Source organism: Flavonifractor sp. AGMB03687, from assembly GCF_017811815.1.
Lineage (GTDB): Bacteria > Bacillota > Clostridia > Oscillospirales > Oscillospiraceae > Flavonifractor.
The window spans coordinates 398,453-419,732 of the sequence record NZ_JADKZI010000004.1 but is presented as its reverse complement, the minus strand read 5'-3'; the positions used below and the strand labels follow the sequence as shown (position 1 = coordinate 419,732).

The window sequence follows — 21,280 nt, the reverse complement described above, 5'->3', positions numbered from 1 at the left end:
GCAGCGTGGCCGCGGTCAAAGATCTCGTGTGGCTACAAAGGAAATACCGGTATTGCAGATGTTGGATACGACGATGTCGCCCGTATGGATGGGGGCAGTCAGCTCCACACCGTCCAGACAGCGGACGGCCTGCGGGATCAGCGCCTTGGGGATGGGGGCGCTGGTCTTCACCGGGCAGCGTGGATGAGCGCCGCCGGTGCAGCGAACGGTGGAGGTAACCACCCGCGTAGGATGGGTCAGCTCTATTCTACCATATTCTTCGCCCCGTGGACAGCTATTTCCGGTGACTGCGTAATTCTGAGTTTCGTCCACGTTCAGATGGCAGCCCTTGGGGCAGACGATGCAGATCAGTTCCTTCATTTGGACTCCACCTCCTGGATGGATACGGTGATGGTCTCCGACGCCTTGTCCAGCAGGGCACGGGGGAGAACGATGTGCTCCATTTCGCCGGGGGCCAGATGCTCCCGGGGGAACTGGGCGATGAGAGTGTCCCCCGAGGTGACCCGGATCTGACTGTCCTTACAGATGCGGTTGACCCGGAAGAAGAGGTCGCACCGCCGGTCCACCCAGTGGGGGCGGATGTGCTGGGGAACGGTGTAGGTGACGCCGTCGCCGTTCTTGATCTCCAGCACCGGGCCCTCGGACATTGCCGTGCCCAGTACGTAATCGGCGGCGGCCGCTCCGGCCCGCTGACTCTCGGCGGTGACGAAGTCCACCAGATCGTGGACGTGGGCCACGTTGCCGCAGGCAAAGACGCCGGGCATGGAGGTCTCCATGTTTTCGTAGACCACCGCGCCGTTGGTGCGGGGATCAATGGTGATGCCCGCCTGGCGGGTCAGCTCGTTCTCCGGGATCAGCCCCACAGAGAGCAGCAGGGTGTCGCAGTCAAACACCATCTCGGTGCCGGGGATGGGCTGACGGCGTTCATCCACCTGGGAGACCACCACCTGCTCCACCCGATCCCGTCCGCGGATGTCGGTGACGGTGTGGGAGAGATAGAGGGGGATGTCGTAGTCGTGGAGACACTGGACGATGTTGCGGTTCAGGCCGCCGGAGTAGGGCATGACCTCCACGCAGGCCAGCACTTCGGCTCCCTCCAGGGTCATGCGGCGGGCCATGATGAGGCCGATGTCGCCGCTGCCCAGGATGACTACCCGGCGGCCGGGCAGCCAGCCCTCCATGTTGACATACCGCTGAGCGGCACCGGCGGTAAACACGCCGGCGGGCCGCTGGCCGGGGATGGCGATGGCGCCCCGGGTCCGCTCCCGGCAGCCCATGGCCAGGATGATGGCCTTGGCCTCCTCGATGCGGTAGCCGGTATCCTTGCCCACCATGTGGACCTGTCGGTCGGGGGTGACGGTGAGCACCATGGTGTCCAGCCGGACCTCCACTCCGGTGTCCTTCAGCATGCGGATGAACCGCCCGGCGTACTCGGGGCCGGTGAGCTCCTCCTTGAAGTAGTGGAGGCCGAAGCCGTTGTGGATGCACTGGTTGAGAATGCCGCCCAGTTCCTTGTCACGCTCCACGATGAGGATGCGCTTTACGCCCTTTTCCCAGGCGGTGCAGGCGGCTGCCAGCCCCGCGGGGCCGCCGCCGATGACAATCAGATCATACATGGTTTCAGCCTCCCTTCGTCTGGCTAGCCAGAAGCCAGCTGCCCGCCTTGTCCTGGACGATGTGGTCGGGGGTCACGCCCAGCTCCCGGGACAGAATTTCCACTACCCGGGGGCCGCAGAAGCCGCCCTGGCAGCGGCCCATGCCGGCGCCCACCCGACGTTTGACTCCGTCCACTGAGCGAGGCGGAATGGGGCTGCGGAGGGCCTCCAGAATTTCGCCCTCGGTCACCGTCTCACAGCGGCAGATCACCCGGCCGTAGGCGGGGTCCTGCTCCACCAGTTTGGCCTTTTCAGCCGGGGACAGGTTGTGGAACCGGGTGCGGCGGCGGTGGCAGATAAAGTTCTCTTTTTCCGTCAGGGCCAGCCCGTCATCGGCCAGCAGTTCCGCCGCGTACTCGGCAATGGCAGGTGCGGCGGTGAGGCCGGGGGAGCAGATGCCCGCCAGGTCCAGGAAGTGGGGGGCGGCCAGCTCGATGATGAAGTCTCCCCGGTCTGTGGAGGAGCGCACCCCGGCAAAGTTGCGGATGGACTCCCGGAAGTTCACTGATGGCACCGACTTTTGGGCGGTCTCCCGCACAAAGGCCAGCCCGTCGGCGGTGGTGGACACGTCGTCCCCCTCCACCGGGGTGGCGTCGGGCCCCACGATCAGGTTGCCGTGGACGGTGGGGGACACCAGGACGCCCTTGCCGTTGGGGCCGGGGCACTGGAAGATCACGTGGCCTACCCGGTTCCCCTCGCTCTTGTCCAGCAGGAAGTACTGGCCACGGGAGGGGTGGATGGTAAAGGTGGGGGGCGCGGCCATCTCATGGACGGCCTGGGCCCAGACGCCGGCGGCGTTGATCACGTACCGGCTGCGGAAGTCGCCCTTGCTGGTGTGTACCAGCCAGCCCTCTTCCGTGGCCTCCAGCCCGGTAACGGCGGTGTCCAGGTGGAGCTCCGCGCCGTTGACCACGGCGGTCTCCGCCAGGGCCAGACAGTACTCCCAGGGGGAGCAGATGGCGGCGGTGGGGGCGTAGAGGGCTGAGGTCACCCGGTCGGACAGGTTGGGGTCCATGGCTCTGGCCTCGTCCCCGGTAAGCAGACGGAGCTGGGGCACGCCGTTGGCCTGTCCCCGCTGGAATAGGGTGTGGAGGGTGGCGTCATCCTCCGGAGAGAAGGCCAGCACCAGGGAGCCGCAGGGCCGATAGGGGACATCCAGTTTGGCACACAGCTCCTTAGCCAGCTCAGCGCCCCGCACGTTGAGCCTGGCCATCAGGGTGCCGGGCTCCGGGTCATAACCGGCGTGAAGAATGGCGGAGTTGGCCTTGGTGGTGCCGTCGGCCACGTCGTTTTCCCGCTCCAGCACAGCGATTTTCAGCTGGTAGCGGGAGAGCTGGAAGGCGGCTGCTGCGCCGGTGATGCCGCAGCCAATGATGAGAACGTCATACATAACAGGACCTCCTGACTGAGAGTGGGGAAGAAAAAAAGAGCAAAACAAAGCCTCCCCAATGGGGCCGCTTTGTTTCACTCTCATTCTCTGGAAACGGCGTATGCAGTTTTACATATCCCAGACGGCGGGATTGGTGGAGGAGACCGCCACCGCGCCGGCACTCAGGGCTCCGGTCACGTCCTCCTTGTCGGAGATCAGGCCTCCGGCGATGATGGGCTTGCCGGTGGACTGGCACAGGCGGCGGATGATCTTGGGCATCAGGCCGGGCAGCACCTCCACCAGGTCGGCGGACTCCTGTGAGAAGTGGCGGTCCACATTTTTCAGAGCCATGGAGTCTAGCAGAAACACCCGCTGGATGGCCACCAGCCCCAGTTCCCGGGCCCGACGGGTGAGGGCGGGCTTGGTGGAGATCACGCCGTCGGCGGCGGTGTGACTGGCAATGAAGTCGGCGGCCACCTCCCGGGCGGACAGGCCGTCCACCAGGTCCAAGTGGACGAAGGCCTTCTTCCCGGCACTGTGGACCTTGGCCACCATGCTGTCGATGGTCAGAATGTCGCCGTAGAGCAGAAAGAGCAGGGATACGTCGCTTTTCAGGGCGGCCTCCAGTCCGGCGTCATCTTTGACGGCGGCGATCACCGGCTCGTCGGCCAGCAGCTCCAGCAGAGTTGCGCAATTCATGGTGGGCACCTCCCTTCCTATCCCGGGAGCGGGGAATAAAAAAGCGCAAAGCAACCGCGGGGGTTGCCTTGCGCACTCTCATACTCTTGCACAGAGGACAGTATCATCATAGCAGGCCGGAATGGGAAAAGCAAGCCACTCCACTGGAAAACTGATATTTCAGCAGGGGAGACAAAAAGAGAGAAGCTAATTTAGAGGACTTTAACAAAATAAAATCCCTGCGGAGCGCCGTCCAGTGGCAGCCGCTCCGCAGGGAGGAAAATCAGCAGCTGGCGCCGCCGATCACGGTCTTGTTCATGATGGTCTGCTTGTCGATGGTGCCGTGGAGCAGCTTATCCTCCACGTAGTCGAAGCCCAGGCGGGCAATGGTGTCGGCAAAGCGCTCGCCGGTCTGGCCCTCGTCCCGGAAGAAGAGAATGGCCTTCTCTATCAGGGCGATGACCTCCTCCTCGCTGGTGAAGATCTTGGACAGAGGCTTGCCGGCGGCAACCTTTTTGCCCCAGCGGCCGCCCAGGTAGACCTTGTAGCCGTAGGTGCTCTCGGTGAAGGCGCCGAAGGGGCACTTCTCCAGGCAGCGGCCGCAGTGGTTGCAGGCCTCGGGATCAATGATAGCCTTGCCGTCCTTCATGGTCACGGCGTGGATGGGACAGGCCTTCTCGATCTGGCACACCTTGCAGCCCTTGCACTTAGTCAGGTCGGGCTCAGGCAGACGCTGGCCCACGATGCCCAGGTCGTTCAGGTCGGGCTTGACGCAGTTGTTGGGGCAGCCGCCCACGGCGATCTTGAACTTGTGGGGGAGGGAGACGTCGTGGTAGCCGATATAGAACAGCTCGTGGAGCTTCTCGCTGAGGGCAAAGGTATCGCACAGGCCGTACTGGCAGGTGGTACCCTTACAGGACACCACGGGACGTACCTTGGAGCCGGTGCCGCCCACGTCCAGACCGGCGCTGTGGAGGAACTGGATCAGGGGCTCCACATTCTCATAGGGCACGCCCTGGATCTCCATGGTCAGACGGGTGGTCATGGTGACCTCGCCGGAGCCGAACTTCTCGGCGGCCTCGGCCACGGCGGTGTGCTCGGCGGCGGTGAGCTTGCCGTTGCGGGTGATGACACGGACGTTGAAGCAGTCGGGGGTGCGCTTATCCCACAGGCAGCCCAGGCCCTTCAGGCGCTTGACCTCCGTGGGGAGCAGGCTGGAGCCGGAGAGTTGAGGCACCTTCACCTGATTGAAGGTAACGCCGCCCTCCAGGACCTTGACGTTGGTATAGCCGTAATACTTCAGACGGTTCTGGAGGAAGTAGCCCCGCTTGCCGCGGGCACACACCAGCAGCAGCTTCTCGTCCTTGCCGATGTCCTCCAGGGGACCGTCCACCTTAGCCAGGTCCACCCACTGGGCGCCGGGGATGGCGGGAGCGGGCTGGGCGTCGATGACCTTGTAGTCCTTGGCCTCGCCGGCGGCGTACTCCATGGGCGTGAAGCTGTCCAGCTTGCCGGAGAGCTTGTTCTCCAGGATGTTGCAGGCCTGGACAAAGGGGTGGATGGCGGTGGAGAAGGGAGGCGCGTAGGCCAGATCCATGGTGTCGTAGGCGTCGATGGTCAGGCCGGCGTACAGGCCGACCGCCGCCACGTCCACCATCTTGTCCACCGCGCCGCCGCCCATGACCTGGATGCCCAGCAGCTTGCGGGTATTGCGGTCGGCGATGAGCTTGGTGATGAAGATGGAGGCGTCGGGGTAGTAGTGGGCCTTGTCGTCGCTGACGCACACCACGCTGATGGGGTCAAAGCCCTCGGCCCGGGCCTGGACTTCGGTAAAGCCGGTGCGGCCGGCGTTGAGGTGGGGCAGCAGCTTGACCACACCGGTGCCCAGGCAGCCGCCGTAGGGGGTGGGGGTGCCGGTGATGGTCTGAGCCAGGGCGCGGGCAGACAGGTTGGCGGTGGAGCCCATGGCGGACCACTGGTTCTTGCCGGTGATGGCGTTGCGCACCATGGCGCAGTCGCCGGCGGCGTAGATGTCGGGCAGGTTGGTGCGCATCTCCCGGTCCACCACCACGGCGCCCTTGAAGAGCTCCAGGCCGGTGTCCGCCAGGAAGCCGGTGGCGGGGCGCACGCCGATGGCCAGCACCACCACGTCGGCGGGGATGGAGGTGAGGTCGGTAACGATGCCGGTGGCCTTGTCGGTGCCGGAGACCGACTGGATGCGCTGACCGGTGATGATGCGGACACCCGCTTCCTTCAGCTTCCGGCGGGCAAAGTCGGCCATCTCGGGATCAAAGACGTTGGGCATGATCTGGTTGGCAAAGTCCACCACAGTGACGTCCAGACCCTTGGAGAGCAGGTTCTCGGCGATCTCCAGGCCGATGAAGCCGGCGCCGGCCACCACCGCCCGGCGGCAGTTGTGGGACTCCACGTAGTTGCGCAGGCCCACCGCGTCGTCGGGGGTGCGCATGGGAAACACGCCGGGCAGATCCTTGCCGGGCATGTCGGGCACCACAGGCGCTGCGCCGGTGGCGATGATCAGCTTGTCGTAGCTTTCGGTAAAGCTCTGGCCATTGAGCAGGCCGGACACCGTCTTGGCGGAGGGGTCCACCTTGGTGACCTCGCAGCCGGTGACCACCTCAGCGCCGGTGAGGCCGGCATATTTCTGGGGGGTGTTGACGATGAGCTCCTCCCGGCTGGCAATGGCGCCGCCCACATAGTAGGGCAGGCCGCAGCCGGCATAGGAGATGTCGGTTCCCTTGTTGAGGATCTTGACTTCCACACTGCGGTCCTCACGCTTGATCTTGGCCGCAGCTTTTGTACCGGCGGCTACGCCGCCAATGACCAAAATACGCATGCTAAATTCCCCATCCTTACTCATAGAATTTTAGTCGCACTTGTAATCAGTATAGCACCCCGCTATAATAAAGGAAAGTTTTTAAAAGTTATTGGTTGATCGAAAATATTTATGGGGGGTGACCGGGATGGTGGACTATCGCATCCGGACCTTTCTGACGCTGTATGAGACCATGAACTACCGGAAGACGGGGGAGCAGCTCTGCCTCAGTCAGCCGGCGGTCAGTCAGCAGATCCGGGGACTGGAGGAGAAATACGGCTGCAAGCTGTTTGTATACGATGGCCGGCGGCTCTCCGCCACCCCGCAGGCCCATCGGGTGGCAGAGTATGCCCGTACCGCCCTTTATAATGAGCAGCGGCTCCAGCAGGAACTGGCGGGGCCTGCCGCCCGGGAGATCCGGGTGGGGGCCACCAAGACCATCGGGGAATTTGTGGTGGCTGACGCTTTGAGCCGGTACATCCGCCAGTCGGCAGACAGCCTAAAAATTACGGTAGATAACACCGCCGTGCTGCTCAGTCAGCTGGAGCATGAACAGCTGGATTTTGCCCTGATTGAGGGGGCCTTTGACCGAAGCAAGTTCGGCAGCCGCCTGTTCCGGCGGGCTCGGTTTGTGGGGCTGTGCCGGAAGGACCACCCCTTTGCCGGACGCACCGTCTCCCTGGAGGAGTTGGCAGGACAGTGTCTGGTGGTGCGGGAGGAGGGATCGGGGACCCGGGGCATTCTGGAAAACGTCCTGGCCGAGCGGGGCTACTCCCTGGACCTCTTTTCCCGGGTGATCTGCGCCAACCAGTTTTCGCTGATCACCCGGTTTGTGGCCGATGGGGACGGCGTGACCTTTGCCTATGAGCCGGTGGCGGAGGGCCAGTCGGAGCTGGCCTTTTTCCATCTGGACTGCCTGGACGAGGCACGGGAGTTCAGTCTGGTGTATCTGAAGGGGACCCGGGTGTTCAGCCTGGTGCGGGAGGTGCTGGGAGACCTGGCGCCGGAAGACCTGGAACTTGAAGGCGGATGAGAGAACGAACTTGCAGAAAAGGGAAACTTATGGTAAAGTAAATGAGCATTGGGAATTGCGACCAAACTTCCGGCAGGAAGCCGGAGCGCCCGGCCAGAGCTGCGGCACACGCATCAAAAGCCCAGTGCATCTTTTGAAACGATGGAATTATACCAGGAAGGTATCTGTTCCCCTGAAGGGGGATCGGATACCTTCTTTTTTTGCAAAGGAGCGCGAATATGACGCTGGAACAGTCTTTTAAGGAAGTCCCCCGGGCGGCGCTGGCCTTTTCCGGCGGTACCGATTCCGCCCTGCTGCTGTGGGCGGCCAAGACCTACGGCTGTGATGTGCATGCCTACTACGTGAACACCGTCTTTCAGCCCGCCTTTGAGCTGGCCGACGCCAAAAGGTTGGCGGAGGAGCTGGCGGTGCCCATGACGGTGGTGGAGGCCGATGTGCTTAGTGTATCCGAGGCGGCGGCCAACGGGCCCCGGCGGTGCTACTACTGCAAGCGGGCCCTGTTTACCACCTTGTGGAAGCGGGCGGCGGAGGATGGCTACACCGTGCTGCTGGACGGCACCAACGCCTCGGACGACGCCGGGGACCGGCCGGGCATGCAGGCCCTCCGGGAGCTGGAGGTCCGCTCCCCCCTGCGGGAGTGCGGCATCACCAAGGACGAAGTGCGGCGGATGTCCAAAGCGGCTGGACTGTTCACCTGGGACAAGCCTGCCTACGCCTGCCTGGCCACCCGGGTGCCCACCGGCACCGCCATCACCCGGGAGGCCCTGGAGAAGGTGGAGCGGGGAGAGGATGCCCTCTTCCGGCTGGGCTTCACCGATTTCCGGGTGCGGCTGCTGGGGGACGCCGCCCGCATTCAGCTGCCGGCGGAGCAGATGGAGAAGGCCGTTCAGCTGCATGATACCATTACGAAGGCACTGAAGGCGGATTTCTCCGCTGTACTGCTGGATCTGAAGGGGAGGTAAGCATATGGACAACAAGCATGATATCCTGGAGCTGCTGCGGGCGGTCCAGGCGGGAAAGACCAGCCCGGAGGACGCCCTGCTGGAGCTGAAGACCCAGCCCTTTGAGGATCTGGGCTATGCCAAGGTGGATTTTCACCGCTCGGTCCGCCAGGGTGCGGCGGAGGTGATCTACGGGGCGGGCAAGACCCCGGAGCAGATCGCCGGGATTGCTGCCGCCATGGGCGAGCGGGGATGTAAAAATATCCTCATCACCCGCATGGGGGAGGAGGCCGCCCGCATCGTGGAGAAGTCGGTCCCCCTGGATTACCGGCCCATCCCCAAGCTGGGCATTGCCTTCCCCGGTCCCCGTCCGGAGCTGGGCCATATCGTGGTGGCCACCGGCGGCACCAGCGACATGCCGGTGGCGGAGGAGGCCGCCCTCACCGCCGAGGTGATGGGCAACAAGGTCACCCGGCTGTACGACGTGGGTGTGGCGGGGCTTCACCGGCTGCTGTCCAACCTGGATGCCATGATGAGCGCCCGGTGCGTCATCGCGGTGGCCGGCATGGAGGGGGCCCTGGCCTCCGTGGTGGGCGGTCTGGTGGACTGCCCGGTGGTGGCGGTACCCACCAGCGTGGGCTACGGCGCCAGCTTCGGCGGCCTGTCCGCCCTGCTGGCTATGCTCAACTCCTGCGCTTCCGGGTGCAGCGTAGTCAATATCGACAACGGCTTCGGTGCAGGCTATCTGGCCAGCATAATCAATCAGATGGAGGGGTTAAAATGAAGACTTTATATCTTGAATGTAATATGGGGGCCGCGGGCGATATGCTCATGTCCGCCCTGTACGAGCTGCTGGAGGACAAGGAGGGCTTCCTGAGCACCATGAACAGCCTGGGCCTGCCCGGCGTGCAGGTGGAGGCCGCCTCCGCTGTTACCAGCGGCATCCGCGGTACCCACATGAAGGTCACTGTCCACGGAGAAGAGGAGGACGAACACCTCCATCACTATGCGCACGAGCACCATCACGACCACGAGCATGACCACCATCATGAGCACGAACATGACCATGATCCCCACGATCACCATCATGACCATCCCCACGATCATGATCATTGCCACGACCACGAGCATCATCACGACCATGAACATGACCATCACCATGACCACGACCATCCTCATGAGCATGACCACGAGCATCACCACCATCACCACGCTACCCCCGGCCACATCGCCCACCTGATCGACCATCTGCCCCTGCCGGAGGAGGTCAAGACCCACGCCAAGGCGGTGTATGACGCCATTGCTCAGGCGGAGGCCAAGGCCCACGGCTGCCCCGTGGGGGAGGTCCACTACCATGAGGTGGGGGCGCTGGATGCGGTGGCCGACGTGGCCGGTGTGTGCTACGCCCTCTATCTGCTCAAGCCCGACCGGATCGTGGTGTCCCCCATCCATGTGGGCAGCGGCACCGTTCGCTGCGCCCACGGCATCATGCCGGTGCCCGCTCCTGCCACCGCAGCCCTGCTCTCCGGCGTGCCCACCTACGGCGGAGAGATCCGCGGCGAGCTGTGCACCCCCACCGGGGCGGCGCTGCTGGCCCACTTTGCTCAGTCCTTCGGCTCCATGCCGGTGCTCAATGTGGAAAAAGTGGGCTACGGCGTGGGCACCCGCCAGTTTGAGCAGGCCAACTGCGTCCGGGCCTTCTGGGGCGAGAGCCAGGAGGGCGGCAACGGCGAGATCGTAGAGCTGGTGTGCAACATCGACGATATGACTGGCGAGGCCCTGGCCTTCGCCGCCGAGCAGCTGCTGGCGGCGGGTGCTCTGGACGTCTATACCATCCCCGGCACCATGAAGAAGGGCCGCCCCGGCCATGTGCTTACCGTGCTGTGCGAGGCGGGGAAGGAGAAAGAGCTGGCCCCGGCCATCCTGCGCCATACCACCACCAACGGCTTGCGGGTGCGCCGGTGTGAGAAGTATTTCCTCACCCCCGGCAGCAAAAGTGTGGACACCCCTTGGGGAACCGTCCGGGTCAAGACGGCGGAGGGCTTCGGCGTCTGCCACGTAAAGCCCGAGTATGAGGACGTGGCTGCCCTGGCCCGTGCCAACGGGCTGCCCCTGTCGGCGGTGCTGGACGAAGTGAACAAGAGCCTGTAACGGAAAGGAGCCATCTATGAAACGCATTCTGACTCTGATTCTGTGCCTGGCACTGACTGCCGGTATGCTGGCAGGCTGCGGCGGCGGAAACACGGATGCCACCACCACGCCTCAGACCGGCAGCAAAGACAGCGTGGTCATCGCTATGGGCACCACCTCCGAGCCGGAGGCCGGTTTTGACCCCGCCTATGGCTGGGGGGCCGGAGAGCACGTCCATGAGCCCCTGATCCAGTCTACGCTCACCGTCACCAACACCGACCTGACCATCGGCTACGACCTGGCTACCGATGTCCAGGTCAGCGACGACGGCCTGACCTGGACGGTCAAGATCCGGGATGATGTGAAGTTCACCGACGGGGAGCCCCTGACCGCCTCCGATGTGGCCTTTACCTATAATACCGTCAAGGCCTCCAGCTCGGTGAACGACTTCACCATGCTGGACAATGCCGAGGCGGTGGACGACACCACCGTGGTGTTCCACATGGCCACCCCCTTCTCCATCTGGCCCTACACCATGGCTATCGTAGGCATCGTGCCCGAGCACGCCTATGATCCCGCCACCTACGGCGCCAACCCCATCGGCTCCGGCCGATACATCCTGAAGCAGTGGGACAAGGGCCAGCAGGTGATCCTGGAGGCCAACCCGGACTACTACGGCGAGGCCCCCAAAATGAAGCAAGTGACCATCCTCTTTATGGAGGAGGACGCCGCCTTCCTGGCGGTGCAGGCGGGCCAGGTGGATCTGGCCTATACCTCCGCCACCTATTCCGACCAGAGCCCCGCCGGTTATGCACTTGCTGCCTACGACAGTGTGGATAACCGGGGCTTCAATCTGCCGGTGATCGAGGGCACCCTTACCGGCGACGTGCTGGTGCGCCGGGCCATCAACATCGGCATCGACCGGCAGGAGATGATCGACAACGTGCTCAACGGCTACGGTACCCCCGCCTACAGCGTGTGCGATCAGATGCCCTGGTACAATCCTACCTCCGAAGTGGAGTACGATCCCGAGGGAGCCGCCGCCCTGCTGGATGAGGCGGGCTGGACCATGGGAGCCGACGGCGTCCGGGAGAAGGACGGCGTAAAGGCCACCCTCAACCTGCTCTATCCCACCAGCGACTCGGTGCGGCAGGCCCTGTGTGCCGATTTTGCCAACCAGCTGGGCGAGCTGGGCATCTCCTGTACCATGGAGGGCGTGGGCTGGGACATCGCCTATGACCGGGCTCAGACCGAGCCCCTTATCTGGGGTTGGGGCGCCCACACCCCCATGGAGCTGTACAACATCTATCACACCATCGGGGACACCGGCACCGCCCAGTATTCCCCCTATTCCAACCCCACTGTGGATGCTTATATGGATCAGGCCCTCCAGTGCTCCGATTTGGAGGAGTCCTATGAGCTGTGGCAGAAGGCCCAGTGGGACGGTACCACCGGCGTTACTCAGGATGGGGAAATCCCCTGGGTGTGGCTGGTAAACGTGAGCCACCTGTACTGGGTACGGGACGGCCTCCAGGTGGCCGAGCAGAAGATCCACCCCCACGGCCACGGCTGGTCCATCGTCAATAACGTGGACCAGTGGAGCTGGAACTGATATTCCACCGGAAAGAAGGAGTTCCCTTGAAGCACCGCCTGATGTTCACGGGCAAAAAATTGATCCGGATGGCCCTGCTGCTGCTGGGGGTCAGTCTGGCCGCTTTTCTGCTCATGTCGGCCTCGCCGCTGGACCCCCTGCAGACCAACGTGGGCCAGGCCGCTCTGGGCACCATGAGCCAGGAGCAGATCGCCAAGCTGGAGGATTACTGGGGGGCCAACACCCCGCCGGTGGAGCGGTATCTGGGCTGGCTTGGGGACTTTGTCCGGGGGGACATGGGCACCTCCCTGCTCTACCGTCAGCCGGTGAGCCAGGTTATTGGCCAGCGGCTCCAGAATTCCCTGTGGCTCATGGCCTTTGCCTGGGTGATCTCCGGCGTGCTGGGTTTGACCCTGGGTGTCCTTGCCGGTGCCAACCGGGGCAAGCCGGTGGATAAGATCATCCGGGGCTACTGCTGGCTCATCTCCAGCACCCCCGCCTTCTGGCTGGCCCTGGTGCTGCTGGTGGTCTTCTCGGTGTGGCTGGGGCTGTTCCCCATCGGCCTGTCGGTGCCCATCGGGGCGGACGCCGCCAGCGTCACCCTGGCCGACCGGCTCTACCACGCCTTCCTGCCCGCCCTCACCCTCAGCATCACCGGCGTGGCCAACATCGCCATGCACACCCGGGAGAAGATGGCGGACATTATGGAGAGCGACTATGTGCTCTTTGCCAAGGCCAGAGGGGAATCCACCCGGTCCATCGTCCTGCGCCACGGTCTGCGCAATGTGGCCCTGCCCGCCATCACCCTGCAATTTGCCTCCATCAGCGAGATCTTCGGCGGTTCGGTGCTGGTGGAGCAGGTGTTCTCCTATCCCGGCCTGGGCCAGGCCGCCGTCAATGCCGGCCTGGGCTCCGACCTGCCCCTGCTGCTGGGCATCACGGTGGTGAGTGCCGCCATCGTGTTCGGCGGCAACCTGATCGCCGATTTGCTCTACGGCGTGGTGGACCCCAAGATCAGAAGGGGGGTAGCCCGGAAATGAGACACTGGAACGGGCGGAAAAACGCCCTCTTTCTGCTGATTGCCGCCGCCCTGGTGCTGTGCGCCGTGGCGGTGGCCGGCGGCCTGCTCAGCGGGCAGGCCATGGTAACCGATTTCACCCGCAAGAACCTGGCCCCCTGCGGCCAGTTCCTCTTCGGCACCGACTGGATGGGCCGGGATATGCTCTCCCGCACCCTCACCGGCCTGTCCCTCAGCATCCGCATCGGTCTCTTGACTGCCGCCGTCAGTGCCGTCATTGCCCTGGTGCTGGGTGTGGCCTCCGCCGTCCTGGGTGGCTGGGTGGATGCGGTGATCTCCTGGTGCATCGACCTGGTCATGGGCATCCCCCATATCCTGCTGGTCATGCTTATCTCCCTGGCCTTCGGCAAGGGCTTTGTGGGCGTGGTGGCCGGTGTAGCCCTCAGCCACTGGCCCTCCCTGGCCCGGGTCATCCGGGGGGAGGTGCTCCAGCTGCGGGGAGCGGTGTACGTCCGCACGGCGGAAAAGCTGGGCGTGTCCCGGCTGACCATTGCCCGGCGGCACATGCTGCCCCATCTGCTGCCCCAGTTCCTCACCGGGCTGGTGCTTCAGTTCCCCCACGCCATTCTCCACGAGGCCAGCGTCACCTTCCTGGGCTTCGGCCTGTCGCCGGAGCAGCCTGCCATCGGCGTGATTTTGTCGGAGAGCATGAGCTACCTCACCACCGGCAAGTGGTGGCTGGCGGTGTTCCCCGGCCTGAGCCTGGTGCTCATCGTGGTTCTGTTTGCCGCCATCGGGGAGCAGCTGCGGAAGCTGCTGGACCCGGCCAGCGTACATGCATAAGGAGGGATGGAGTTGGAACCGATTTTGGAAGTCAAGGACCTGTCCATCTCCTTTACCCAGTATGGACGGGGTACCAAGCAGGTGCTGCTGCCCGTGATTCGGGATTTATCCCTCACCATTGCGCCCGGCCAGGTGGTGGCGGTGGTGGGCTCCAGCGGCTCGGGCAAGAGCCTGCTGGCCCACGGCATCCTGGGTATCCTACCCTATAACAGCCATATGGCCGGGGAGATCACCTTCCTGGGTCAGCCCCTCACCCCCAAGCGGGCGGAAAAGGTGCGGGGCAAGGAGATCGTCTTAGTGCCCCAGGGTGTGACCTATCTGGACCCGCTGATGAAGGTGGGGCCTCAGATCCGAAAGGGCCGCTGGGACCAGAGTGCCCGGCAGGCCAGCCGGGCGGTGCTGGAGCGGTACGGCCTGGGGGCGGACACCGAGGAGCGCTACCCCTTTGAGCTGTCCGGCGGCATGGCCCGCCGGGTGCTCATCGCTACCGCCGCGGCTGAGACTCCCAAGCTGGTCATTGCCGACGAGCCTACTCCCGGTCTGGATGCCCGCTCCGCCAAGCGGGTGCTGGGCCACTTTCGGGAGATGGCCGACAGTGGCGCGGGAGTACTCCTCATTACCCACGATCTGGAGCTGGCCCTCACCATCGCCGACCGGGTGGCAGTGTTCTACGCCGGTGAGACGGTGGAGGAGGCCAACGCCGCCGATTTTACGGCGGGCAAGCTGCGCCATCCCTATACCAGGGCTCTGTGGAACGCCCTGCCCCAGAACGGCTTTGTACCCATCCCCGGGGCCCAGCCCGGGCCCGGCGAGGTGGGGGAGGGGTGCCCCTTTGCGCCCCGCTGCCCCAAACAGCAGCCTGAATGCCTGGGTCCCGTGCCCTATCGGGAATGGGACGGCGGCCTGGTGCACTGCCTGGATCCGGAAGGAGGGGAATAGGCATGAGTCTGGAGGCAAAACAACTGACCTTTGGCTACCGCCGGAAGGGAAAAGCGCCGGTGCTGGACCACATCGACCTGAAGCTGGAGCCGGGGGAGCGGCTGGGTTTGGCCGGTCCCAGCGGACGGGGCAAAACAACGCTGTGCAAGCTTCTGGCGGGCTACGAGCGGCCTGACCGGGGAGAGGTGCTGGTGGACGGCAAGCCGTTGAAGGAATACCGGGGCATCTGCCCGGTGCAGATGATCTGGCAGCACCCGGAGACGGCGGTGGACCCGCTGATGAAGCTGGGGGACACCCTGAAGGAGGGTGGACCGGTGGAGGAGGGGCTGCTGGAGGCCCTCCACATCCAGCCCGCCTGGCTGGAGCGGTATCCCACTGAGCTGTCCGGCGGCGAGCTCCAGCGGTTCTGCATTGCCCGTGCCCTGCGGCCGGGGGTGCGCTACCTGCTGTGCGACGAGGTCAGCGCCATGCTGGACCTGGTCACCCAGGCCCAGATCTGGACCTTCCTGCTGGACCAGGCAGAGAAGCGCAACCTGGGACTGGTCATCGTCAGCCACAACAGCGCCCTGATGGAGAAACTATGTACACGGGTACAGACCTTGACATAAAAAAGGATGGTATGTGATTGGATTCACATACCATCCTTTTTTATTGTGCATTTGTCAGCTGGATCAATTCCGTGTAGGAATCACCGGAGGCAGTCATAATCTGGACCTCTATCTGTGTAGGATCATTGAGGTAGAGCAGGCCATTGATATAGTCTCCTTCGTTCAGTGGGAAGGATGCCAACAACGTGCCGTCATAGGCGTATACATCGGACCAAAAGGAATAGACAACGCTGCGTATGTCATTTCCATACCAGGTTAGGTTTGCCCCCTGGAGATCCGGTTCAAAGGTTTGGGTGACTATATTGAAAATGAAGTATACACCGTTTTTGGGCCCGGTATGCCCTTCAAAAATTAGATAGTTTCCAATTTGATATTGATTGGTGATTGCATTGATGGAGTTGTTTCGTTGGGATAGATTATAGGTTTTTGAGCCATAGGAAATTGTGGTGCCATGAACTTCTGCGGATAGAGTGGAGGGGAAAGGGTTGTTGACTTCGTTGTTTTTGGAGAAGACCGACCCGTCAGCCACCTTTACATAGATAAAATTGGTGGAATCTTTCGCCTGGAAGATCAGTTCGTCCCCCTCCATGCGGAAACGGTTGACAATAGCGGCGCCGCTCTCATCCTCCAGGGTGAGGATATCGCCGGATACGGACCACTTGCCATCCCCGATATAGCTGCTCAGGCCACCTTCATAGTAGGTGAAGGAGCCGTCCGCCTGGAGGGTGATGGTAAAATCACCGCCGAACCCGTCGCCCTCATAGCGGTAGAGTCCGGCAAGAGAGGGCTGGTGGGATTTGGGGTTAGTCAGAAAACACAGGGCGGCGATGATACAGGCGGCGAGGGCGATGATTACCATCCAGAAGGCGGGCTTTTTGTAGCCCATTACCGACTTCACCCGGTTCTTTACCCCCGACTCTCCGAATGCCAGAGGACAGGGAGCCACAGGCCGGCGGCGGATGCTGCAATTCAGAAGGGCGGTGGAGTAACCCCGCCGTTCTTCCAGGTTTAGGGTCCGGATGACCTTCTCGTCACAGGCACCCTCCATATCCCGGCAGAACAGCAGATAGGCCACCCACATCAGGGGATTGAACCAGTAGATTGCAAGCAGTACAAAGCCAAGCAACTTCCACCAGTGGTCCAAACGGCGGATGTGGGAGCGCTCATGTGCCAGCACATATGCCAGGTCCTGGTCCGGAATGTGGTAGGGCAGATAGATGACCGGGCGGAACAGTCCCAGTACAAAAGGGGAGCCAACACATTCGCTCTGCCTGATATTGTCCTCCAGCAGGGTGGCGGTGGACAGGCGCCGCTTCAGCAGCAGGGTGCTGACCAGAGCGTAAAGCAGCAGAAACGCCATTCCAACCAGCCAGATCCGGGAAAAGAGGAAGGATAAGACCTGGGTGGGATTGACGCTGGCTTCCACCGCCGGAGACAGGGTCTCTTGGAGGATGGGGTTGACGATGCTGTTGACGGCTGGAATGCCGCTTTGGATCTGGGGCGCGGCGGTATAGAGGATATCCTGCGGTAGGGGCTGGGCGCTGGGAATCAGGCTGAAAGGGCTTTCCAAGGAAAAGGGGAACATCAGCCGAAGGGCCACCAGCCCCCAGAGCAGACAGAAGCTCCACCTGGGGGCCCTTCTCAGGAGCAGCCTCAGCGCCAGTATTGCCAGCACCAGCCAGCTTGCGGTGAGGCTGAGGTTGACCAGGGTCAGGAACAGCTCTTCCATGGCGGGACCTCCTTACTTTTCGATGATGCGCCGGATTTCCTCGATCTCTTTCTCGGTCAGGGACTGTCTGCGGGCAAAGGCAGCCAGAAAGGCGGGCAGGGAGCCCTGGAACTTCTTCTCCATCAGCTCGTCGATCTCAGATACCTGGGCCTCCTCCTTGGAGATCAAAGCGGTCACCAGGCCGTCCTGATTTTTCAGGACACCCCGTTCCCCCAATCGCTTGATGACAGTGTAGGTGGTGGTGCGCTTCCAGCCCAGCTGGGCCTGACACAGCTTTACCAGCTCTGTGGTTGTTACCGGGTCGTGTTCCCAGAGAATGAGACAGAACCGGTATTCACTCTCAAAAATTTTGGGCGTTTCCATGGGAACCTCCTTTGTCTAATAGGATAGACTTCCTGACTACAGTCTATCCCATTAGACAAACGCTGTCAAGAGCATAAAAAAATTCCTGTGTTCTGAAAAGGAACACAGGAATTTTTTGCTTCAAACTCAGGCCAGCTGAGCCTTGGCCATCTCGGTCAGAGCGGTGAAAGCGGCCTTGTCGTTGACAGCCAGCTCGGCCAGCATCTTGCGGTTGATCTCCACGCCAGCCTTCTTCAGGCCGTTCATGAAGGTGGAGTAGTTCATGCCGTTCAGCTTGCAGGCGGCGGAGATACGGGTGATCCACAGGGAGCGGAAGTCACGCTTCTTCAGCCGGCGGCCGGTGTAGGCGTAGGTCAGGGACTTCATGACCTGCTCGTTGGCCATCTTGAAGTGCTTGCTCTTGGCGCCCCAGTAGCCCTTGGCCAGCTTGAGGATCTTATTTCTTCTCTTGCGCGTCATCATCGCGCCTTTAACTCTAGCCATTGTAAAAAGCCTCCTATGTTAAGGTAAAGTAAAATATCTTATTTGTAGGGGATCATGCGCTTGATGGCGGGCTCGTTGGTCTTGTCCGCATAAGCGCCGGCGCGGAGGCCTCTCTTACGCTTGGTGTCCTTGCCGTGGCCGTTGAGCAGGTGAGACTTGAACGCATGGGCGCGCTTGACCTTGCCGGACTTGGTCAGGCTGAATCTCTTCTTCGCGCCGGAGTGAGTTTTCAGTTTAGGCATGGTGGTTAACTCCTTTGTCTTTGGATTTCAGGGGATTGCTCAGGATTTCTTGCCGTCCTTGGCAACCTTGGGAGAGAGGAACATGGACATATGCCGTCCGTCCAGCTTGGGGTCCTTATCCAACGCGGCCACCTCGCTGCACTGTTCCGCAAACTTGAGCAGCAGGCCCTTGCCGATATCGGTGTGGGCCATTTCGCGGCCGCGGAAGCGGACGGTGACCTTCACCCGATTGCCCTGGCTCAGGAACTTCTGAGCGTTGCGGAGCTTGACGTTAAAATCGTTCACGTCGATGCCCGGCGACATACGGACTTCCTTGATCTCCACGACGTGCTGATTCTTCCGGGCCTCTTTTTCCCGCTTGGTCTGCTCGAACTTGTACTTGCCATAGTCCATGAGCTTGCACACGGGGGGCACGGCGTTAGGAGAGATCTTCACCAGGTCCAGGTTCTGCTCGATGGCGCGCTCCAGCGCCTCACGGGCGGACATGATACCCAGCTGCTCGCCGCTGTCGGAGACGAGTCGGACTTCCTTGTCGCGGATCTCTTCGTTGATCTGATGACCCTGTTTGCTGATACGAAAGCACCTCCAATTCACTGTGCATACAAAAAACGCGGTTACCATTCCGGTACCCGCGCCACAACAGAACAGCCACGCCGCACACACGACGCGCCGCTGACCATGTTGACCTCTTTGCTGAGTGCTGGAGGTGAGGACGGGGGTACCTTCCTGCTTTATTGTGCCACAATAGTATATCAGAGGGGATAGGCAATGTCAAGTACAAAGTAGAAGAAAAAATACGGCTTATTTTATGCTTTTCTTTTGGATGAAATTATGGCAGAATGGGGGATAAGGAGGGAGAATTATGGTGCGTCTGTGCCTGAAACGGCTTATTTTGACCATTCTTGCCCTTGCGCTGCTGGTCCTGGCCTGCCCGGCCTGGGGAGCGGCGGAGAGCAGTCATGACGCGGTGATCCTGTTTACCCACGATACCCACGACCATTTCTACCCGGCCCCCTCGGAGGACGGGGGAGAGTACGGCGGCTACACCCGGTTGGCTACCCTGCTGGAGCGGGAGCGGGTGAAGTACCCCGACGCCATTACGGTGGACGGGGGCGACTTCTCCATGGGTACCCTGTTCCAGACCATCTATGCTACCCAGGCCCCGGAGCTGAAGGCACTGGGTGCCATGGGCTACGACGTAACCACCCTGGGCAACCATGAGTTTGACTACCGGGCCTCCGGCCTGGCCCAGATGCTGGAGACAGCGGCCTCCAGCGGCAGCCCGGTGCCTGCCATCGTACAGTCCAACGGCACTGTGCTGGATGGGACTGGGAGCCAGGAACTAAAGCAGGCCATGGAGGACTACGGGGTGGAGAACCACCTGATCATCACCCGTGGTGGCGTCAACTACGGCATCTTCGGCCTGATGGGAGAGGACGCCGATGCTTGTGCCCCCATGTCGGGCATGGAGTTTGAGCCGGTGGCCGATGCTGCCCGGCGGGAAGTGGCGGCCCTGGAGGAGGAGCTGGCCGAGCTGGAGGGTCCCTCTCTAATTGTGTGTCTCTCCCACACCGGCACGGACGGCGGCAAGGGAGAGGACTATGAGTTGGCCAAGGCGGTGGACGGCATCGACGTCATCATCTCGGGCCACACCCACTCCACCCTGGAGCAGCCCATTGAGGTCAACGGTACCCTCATTGTCTCCTGCGGAGAGTACACCACCAATCTTGGTGTGCTGGAGCTGAAGCTGGACGATGCCGGTGCGGTCACCGACTACAATTACCGGCTGGTGCCGGTGGACGAGACGGTGAAGGAGAATACAAAGCTGGAGCGGCTGGCCCAGTCCTTCCAGCCCATGGTGGAGAAGGAGTACCTCTCGGAGTTCGGCCTGACCTTTGACCAGGTGCTGGCCCGGTCGGACTTTGACTTCACCCCCATCTCCCAGTTCGGCAAGGAGCACCGGGAGGACACCCTGGGCAACCTGATCGCCGACTCCTACATTTACGCTGTACAGAAGGCGGAGGGGGAGGACTACGTACCGGTGGATTTTGCCGTGGTGGCGGCGGGCGTGATCCGGGAATCCTTCTCCGCCGGGGATATCACCACATCGGACGTGTTCAATGTGTCCTCCCTGGGGTCTGGCGCGGACGGCTCCCCGGGCTACCCGCTGATCTCGGTGTGGATCACCGGCCGTGAACTGAAGGACGCCTTTGAGGTGGATGCATCGGTGACCAGTCTGATGCCCGCCGCCCAGATCTACGCCTCGGGCATGACCTGGACCTGGAATCCCCACCGGATGATTCTGAACCGGGTGAACGACTGTGCCCAGGTGCTGCCTGACGGCACTACGGTGCCTCTGGAGGACGACAAGCTCTACCGGGTGGTCACCGGACTGTACACCGGCCAGATGCTGGGCACCGTCAACGACCAGTCCTTCGGCATCCTGACCATAACCCCCAAGGATGCCCAGGGCAACGAGGTCACCAACTTTGAGGACCAGATCATTTACAACTCCAACGGCTCCGAGCTGAAGGAGTGGTACGCTCTGGCCACCTACCTGCAGTCCATGGGTACGGTGGATGAGTGTTACGCCTCGCCGGAGGGCCGCAAGGTGGAGGATGCCTCCTGGAATCCGGTGAGCCTGCTGAAGGGGCTGAATCTGATCGGCGGTATCGCTCTGGTGGTGGTACTGCTGGTAATCGCCCTGGTGGTATTCCTGGTGTACCAGCTGGTGCTCCGCCGGGGCCGCCGCTACGGCGGACGCCGGGGCAGAGGCTACCGACGCTATCGGGGCTGAGCACATCCCGGACAAAACAAAAGAGAGA

At 62.3% G+C, this 21,280-nt stretch carries 20 protein-coding genes; 10 read left to right on the top strand and 10 right to left on the bottom strand.

What is annotated here, in order from left to right:
* Window positions 1–15: 15 nt before the first annotated feature.
* The 5 genes from J9789_RS11270 to J9789_RS11250 form a co-directional block, all read right to left on the bottom strand.
* Window positions 16–360, bottom strand: a complete 345-nt coding sequence (locus J9789_RS11270; RefSeq protein ID WP_209345409.1) for a DUF1667 domain-containing protein — start codon at window positions 358–360, stop codon at window positions 16–18.
* A complete protein-coding gene (locus J9789_RS11265) occupies window positions 357–1,616 on the bottom strand; it encodes an FAD-dependent oxidoreductase (protein ID WP_209345407.1) in 1,260 nt (419 codons plus the stop codon). Before J9789_RS11265 ends, J9789_RS11270 begins: the two co-directional genes overlap by 4 nt.
* A 4-nt stretch (window positions 1,617–1,620) precedes the next feature.
* Entirely contained in the window at window positions 1,621–3,045 is a 1,425-nt protein-coding gene (locus tag J9789_RS11260) for an NAD(P)/FAD-dependent oxidoreductase (RefSeq protein ID WP_209345405.1), read from the bottom strand.
* Between the two features lie 108 nt (window positions 3,046–3,153).
* Entirely contained in the window at window positions 3,154–3,723 is a 570-nt protein-coding gene (locus J9789_RS11255; RefSeq protein WP_209345404.1) for a glycerol-3-phosphate responsive antiterminator, read from the bottom strand.
* 262 nt (window positions 3,724–3,985) lie between these two features.
* Window positions 3,986–6,556, bottom strand: coding sequence for an FAD-dependent oxidoreductase (locus J9789_RS11250; protein ID WP_209345402.1), 2,571 nt, complete (start codon window positions 6,554–6,556; stop codon window positions 3,986–3,988).
* Window positions 6,557–6,683: 127 nt separating this feature from the next.
* Here J9789_RS11250 and J9789_RS11245 point away from each other — a divergent pair, with 127 nt between their 5' ends.
* The 9 genes from J9789_RS11245 (at window position 6,684) to J9789_RS11205 (ending at window position 15,638) form a co-directional block, all read left to right on the top strand.
* On the top strand, window positions 6,684–7,568 hold the full coding sequence (locus J9789_RS11245) for a LysR family transcriptional regulator (RefSeq protein ID WP_209345400.1): 885 nt from the start codon (window positions 6,684–6,686) through the stop codon (window positions 7,566–7,568).
* A gap of 218 nt (window positions 7,569–7,786) precedes the next feature.
* Window positions 7,787–8,530, top strand: a complete 744-nt coding sequence (gene larE / locus J9789_RS11240) for an ATP-dependent sacrificial sulfur transferase LarE (RefSeq protein WP_209345397.1) — start codon at window positions 7,787–7,789, stop codon at window positions 8,528–8,530.
* Between the two features lie 4 nt (window positions 8,531–8,534).
* Window positions 8,535–9,293: a nickel pincer cofactor biosynthesis protein LarB gene (gene larB / locus J9789_RS11235; protein WP_209345395.1), complete on the top strand. Its 759-nt coding sequence runs from the start codon at window positions 8,535–8,537 to the stop codon at window positions 9,291–9,293.
* Window positions 9,290–10,660, top strand: coding sequence for a nickel pincer cofactor biosynthesis protein LarC (gene larC, locus J9789_RS11230; protein WP_209345393.1), 1,371 nt, complete (start codon window positions 9,290–9,292; stop codon window positions 10,658–10,660). Before larB ends, larC begins: the two co-directional genes overlap by 4 nt.
* A gap of 16 nt (window positions 10,661–10,676) precedes the next feature.
* Window positions 10,677–12,251: an ABC transporter substrate-binding protein gene (locus J9789_RS11225; RefSeq protein WP_209345391.1), complete on the top strand. Its 1,575-nt coding sequence runs from the start codon at window positions 10,677–10,679 to the stop codon at window positions 12,249–12,251.
* Between the two features lie 41 nt (window positions 12,252–12,292).
* The gene (locus tag J9789_RS11220) at window positions 12,293–13,270 is read left to right on the top strand and encodes an ABC transporter permease (protein WP_209345515.1); all 978 of its coding nucleotides are present in this window, start codon (window positions 12,293–12,295) and stop codon (window positions 13,268–13,270) included.
* Entirely contained in the window at window positions 13,267–14,091 is an 825-nt protein-coding gene (locus tag J9789_RS11215) for an ABC transporter permease (RefSeq protein WP_209345389.1), read from the top strand. The genes J9789_RS11220 and J9789_RS11215 overlap by 4 nt, the downstream gene beginning before the upstream one ends.
* 6 nt (window positions 14,092–14,097) lie before the next feature.
* Window positions 14,098–15,030 carry an ABC transporter ATP-binding protein gene (locus J9789_RS11210; protein WP_209345387.1) on the top strand — a complete coding sequence of 311 codons (933 nt, stop codon included), beginning with the start codon at window positions 14,098–14,100 and terminating at the stop codon, window positions 15,028–15,030.
* A 2-nt stretch (window positions 15,031–15,032) separates the two neighbouring features.
* Window positions 15,033–15,638, top strand: a complete 606-nt coding sequence (locus tag J9789_RS11205; protein WP_209345385.1) for an ATP-binding cassette domain-containing protein — start codon at window positions 15,033–15,035, stop codon at window positions 15,636–15,638.
* Window positions 15,639–15,678: 40 nt separating this feature from the next.
* Here J9789_RS11205 and J9789_RS11200 read toward each other — a convergent pair whose 3' ends face one another.
* The 5 genes from J9789_RS11200 to infC form a co-directional block, all read right to left on the bottom strand.
* Window positions 15,679–17,367, bottom strand: coding sequence for a M56 family metallopeptidase (locus tag J9789_RS11200; RefSeq protein ID WP_209345383.1), 1,689 nt, complete (start codon window positions 17,365–17,367; stop codon window positions 15,679–15,681).
* A 12-nt stretch (window positions 17,368–17,379) separates the two neighbouring features.
* Entirely contained in the window at window positions 17,380–17,730 is a 351-nt protein-coding gene (locus J9789_RS11195; protein ID WP_209345381.1) for a BlaI/MecI/CopY family transcriptional regulator, read from the bottom strand.
* A gap of 126 nt (window positions 17,731–17,856) precedes the next feature.
* On the bottom strand, window positions 17,857–18,213 hold the full coding sequence (rplT, locus tag J9789_RS11190; protein ID WP_087338537.1) for a 50S ribosomal protein L20: 357 nt from the start codon (window positions 18,211–18,213) through the stop codon (window positions 17,857–17,859).
* A gap of 38 nt (window positions 18,214–18,251) precedes the next feature.
* Window positions 18,252–18,455 (bottom strand): 50S ribosomal protein L35, encoded by a 204-nt coding sequence (gene rpmI, locus J9789_RS11185; RefSeq protein WP_087188806.1) that lies wholly within the window; start codon window positions 18,453–18,455, stop codon window positions 18,252–18,254.
* A 39-nt stretch (window positions 18,456–18,494) separates the two neighbouring features.
* Complete coding sequence (infC, locus tag J9789_RS11180; protein WP_209345379.1) at window positions 18,495–19,076, bottom strand: translation initiation factor IF-3; 582 nt, start codon at window positions 19,074–19,076, stop codon at window positions 18,495–18,497.
* 241 nt (window positions 19,077–19,317) lie between these two features.
* Here infC and J9789_RS11175 point away from each other — a divergent pair, with 241 nt between their 5' ends.
* Complete coding sequence (locus J9789_RS11175; protein ID WP_209345377.1) at window positions 19,318–21,252, top strand: bifunctional UDP-sugar hydrolase/5'-nucleotidase; 1,935 nt, start codon at window positions 19,318–19,320, stop codon at window positions 21,250–21,252.
* The last annotated feature ends 28 nt before the right edge of the window (window positions 21,253–21,280 follow it).

What these genes read in the sequence shown, in the direction of transcription:
- J9789_RS11225 (WP_209345391.1), top strand. Translation starts at nt 10,677, where the DNA reads ATGAAACGCATTCTGACTCTGATTCTGTGCCTGGCACTGACTGCCGGT.
- J9789_RS11270 (WP_209345409.1), bottom strand. Translation starts at nt 360, where the DNA reads ATGAAGGAACTGATCTGCATCGTCTGCCCCAAGGGCTGCCATCTGAAC.
- larE (WP_209345397.1), top strand. Translation starts at nt 7,787, where the DNA reads ATGACGCTGGAACAGTCTTTTAAGGAAGTCCCCCGGGCGGCGCTGGCC.
- infC (WP_209345379.1), bottom strand. Translation starts at nt 19,076, where the DNA reads ATGGTAACCGCGTTTTTTGTATGCACAGTGAATTGGAGGTGCTTTCGT.
- J9789_RS11200 (WP_209345383.1), bottom strand. Translation starts at nt 17,367, where the DNA reads ATGGAAGAGCTGTTCCTGACCCTGGTCAACCTCAGCCTCACCGCAAGC.
- J9789_RS11220 (WP_209345515.1), top strand. Translation starts at nt 12,293, where the DNA reads ATGTTCACGGGCAAAAAATTGATCCGGATGGCCCTGCTGCTGCTGGGG.
- J9789_RS11205 (WP_209345385.1), top strand. Translation starts at nt 15,033, where the DNA reads ATGAGTCTGGAGGCAAAACAACTGACCTTTGGCTACCGCCGGAAGGGA.
- rplT (WP_087338537.1), bottom strand. Translation starts at nt 18,213, where the DNA reads ATGGCTAGAGTTAAAGGCGCGATGATGACGCGCAAGAGAAGAAATAAG.
- J9789_RS11245 (WP_209345400.1), top strand. Translation starts at nt 6,684, where the DNA reads ATGGTGGACTATCGCATCCGGACCTTTCTGACGCTGTATGAGACCATG.
- J9789_RS11195 (WP_209345381.1), bottom strand. Translation starts at nt 17,730, where the DNA reads ATGGAAACGCCCAAAATTTTTGAGAGTGAATACCGGTTCTGTCTCATT.
- larC (WP_209345393.1), top strand. Translation starts at nt 9,290, where the DNA reads ATGAAGACTTTATATCTTGAATGTAATATGGGGGCCGCGGGCGATATG.
- rpmI (WP_087188806.1), bottom strand. Translation starts at nt 18,455, where the DNA reads ATGCCTAAACTGAAAACTCACTCCGGCGCGAAGAAGAGATTCAGCCTG.
- J9789_RS11265 (WP_209345407.1), bottom strand. Translation starts at nt 1,616, where the DNA reads ATGTATGATCTGATTGTCATCGGCGGCGGCCCCGCGGGGCTGGCAGCC.
- larB (WP_209345395.1), top strand. Translation starts at nt 8,535, where the DNA reads ATGGACAACAAGCATGATATCCTGGAGCTGCTGCGGGCGGTCCAGGCG.
- J9789_RS11260 (WP_209345405.1), bottom strand. Translation starts at nt 3,045, where the DNA reads ATGTATGACGTTCTCATCATTGGCTGCGGCATCACCGGCGCAGCAGCC.
- J9789_RS11175 (WP_209345377.1), top strand. Translation starts at nt 19,318, where the DNA reads ATGGTGCGTCTGTGCCTGAAACGGCTTATTTTGACCATTCTTGCCCTT.
- J9789_RS11255 (WP_209345404.1), bottom strand. Translation starts at nt 3,723, where the DNA reads ATGAATTGCGCAACTCTGCTGGAGCTGCTGGCCGACGAGCCGGTGATC.
- J9789_RS11215 (WP_209345389.1), top strand. Translation starts at nt 13,267, where the DNA reads ATGAGACACTGGAACGGGCGGAAAAACGCCCTCTTTCTGCTGATTGCC.
- J9789_RS11210 (WP_209345387.1), top strand. Translation starts at nt 14,098, where the DNA reads ATGGAGTTGGAACCGATTTTGGAAGTCAAGGACCTGTCCATCTCCTTT.
- J9789_RS11250 (WP_209345402.1), bottom strand. Translation starts at nt 6,556, where the DNA reads ATGCGTATTTTGGTCATTGGCGGCGTAGCCGCCGGTACAAAAGCTGCG.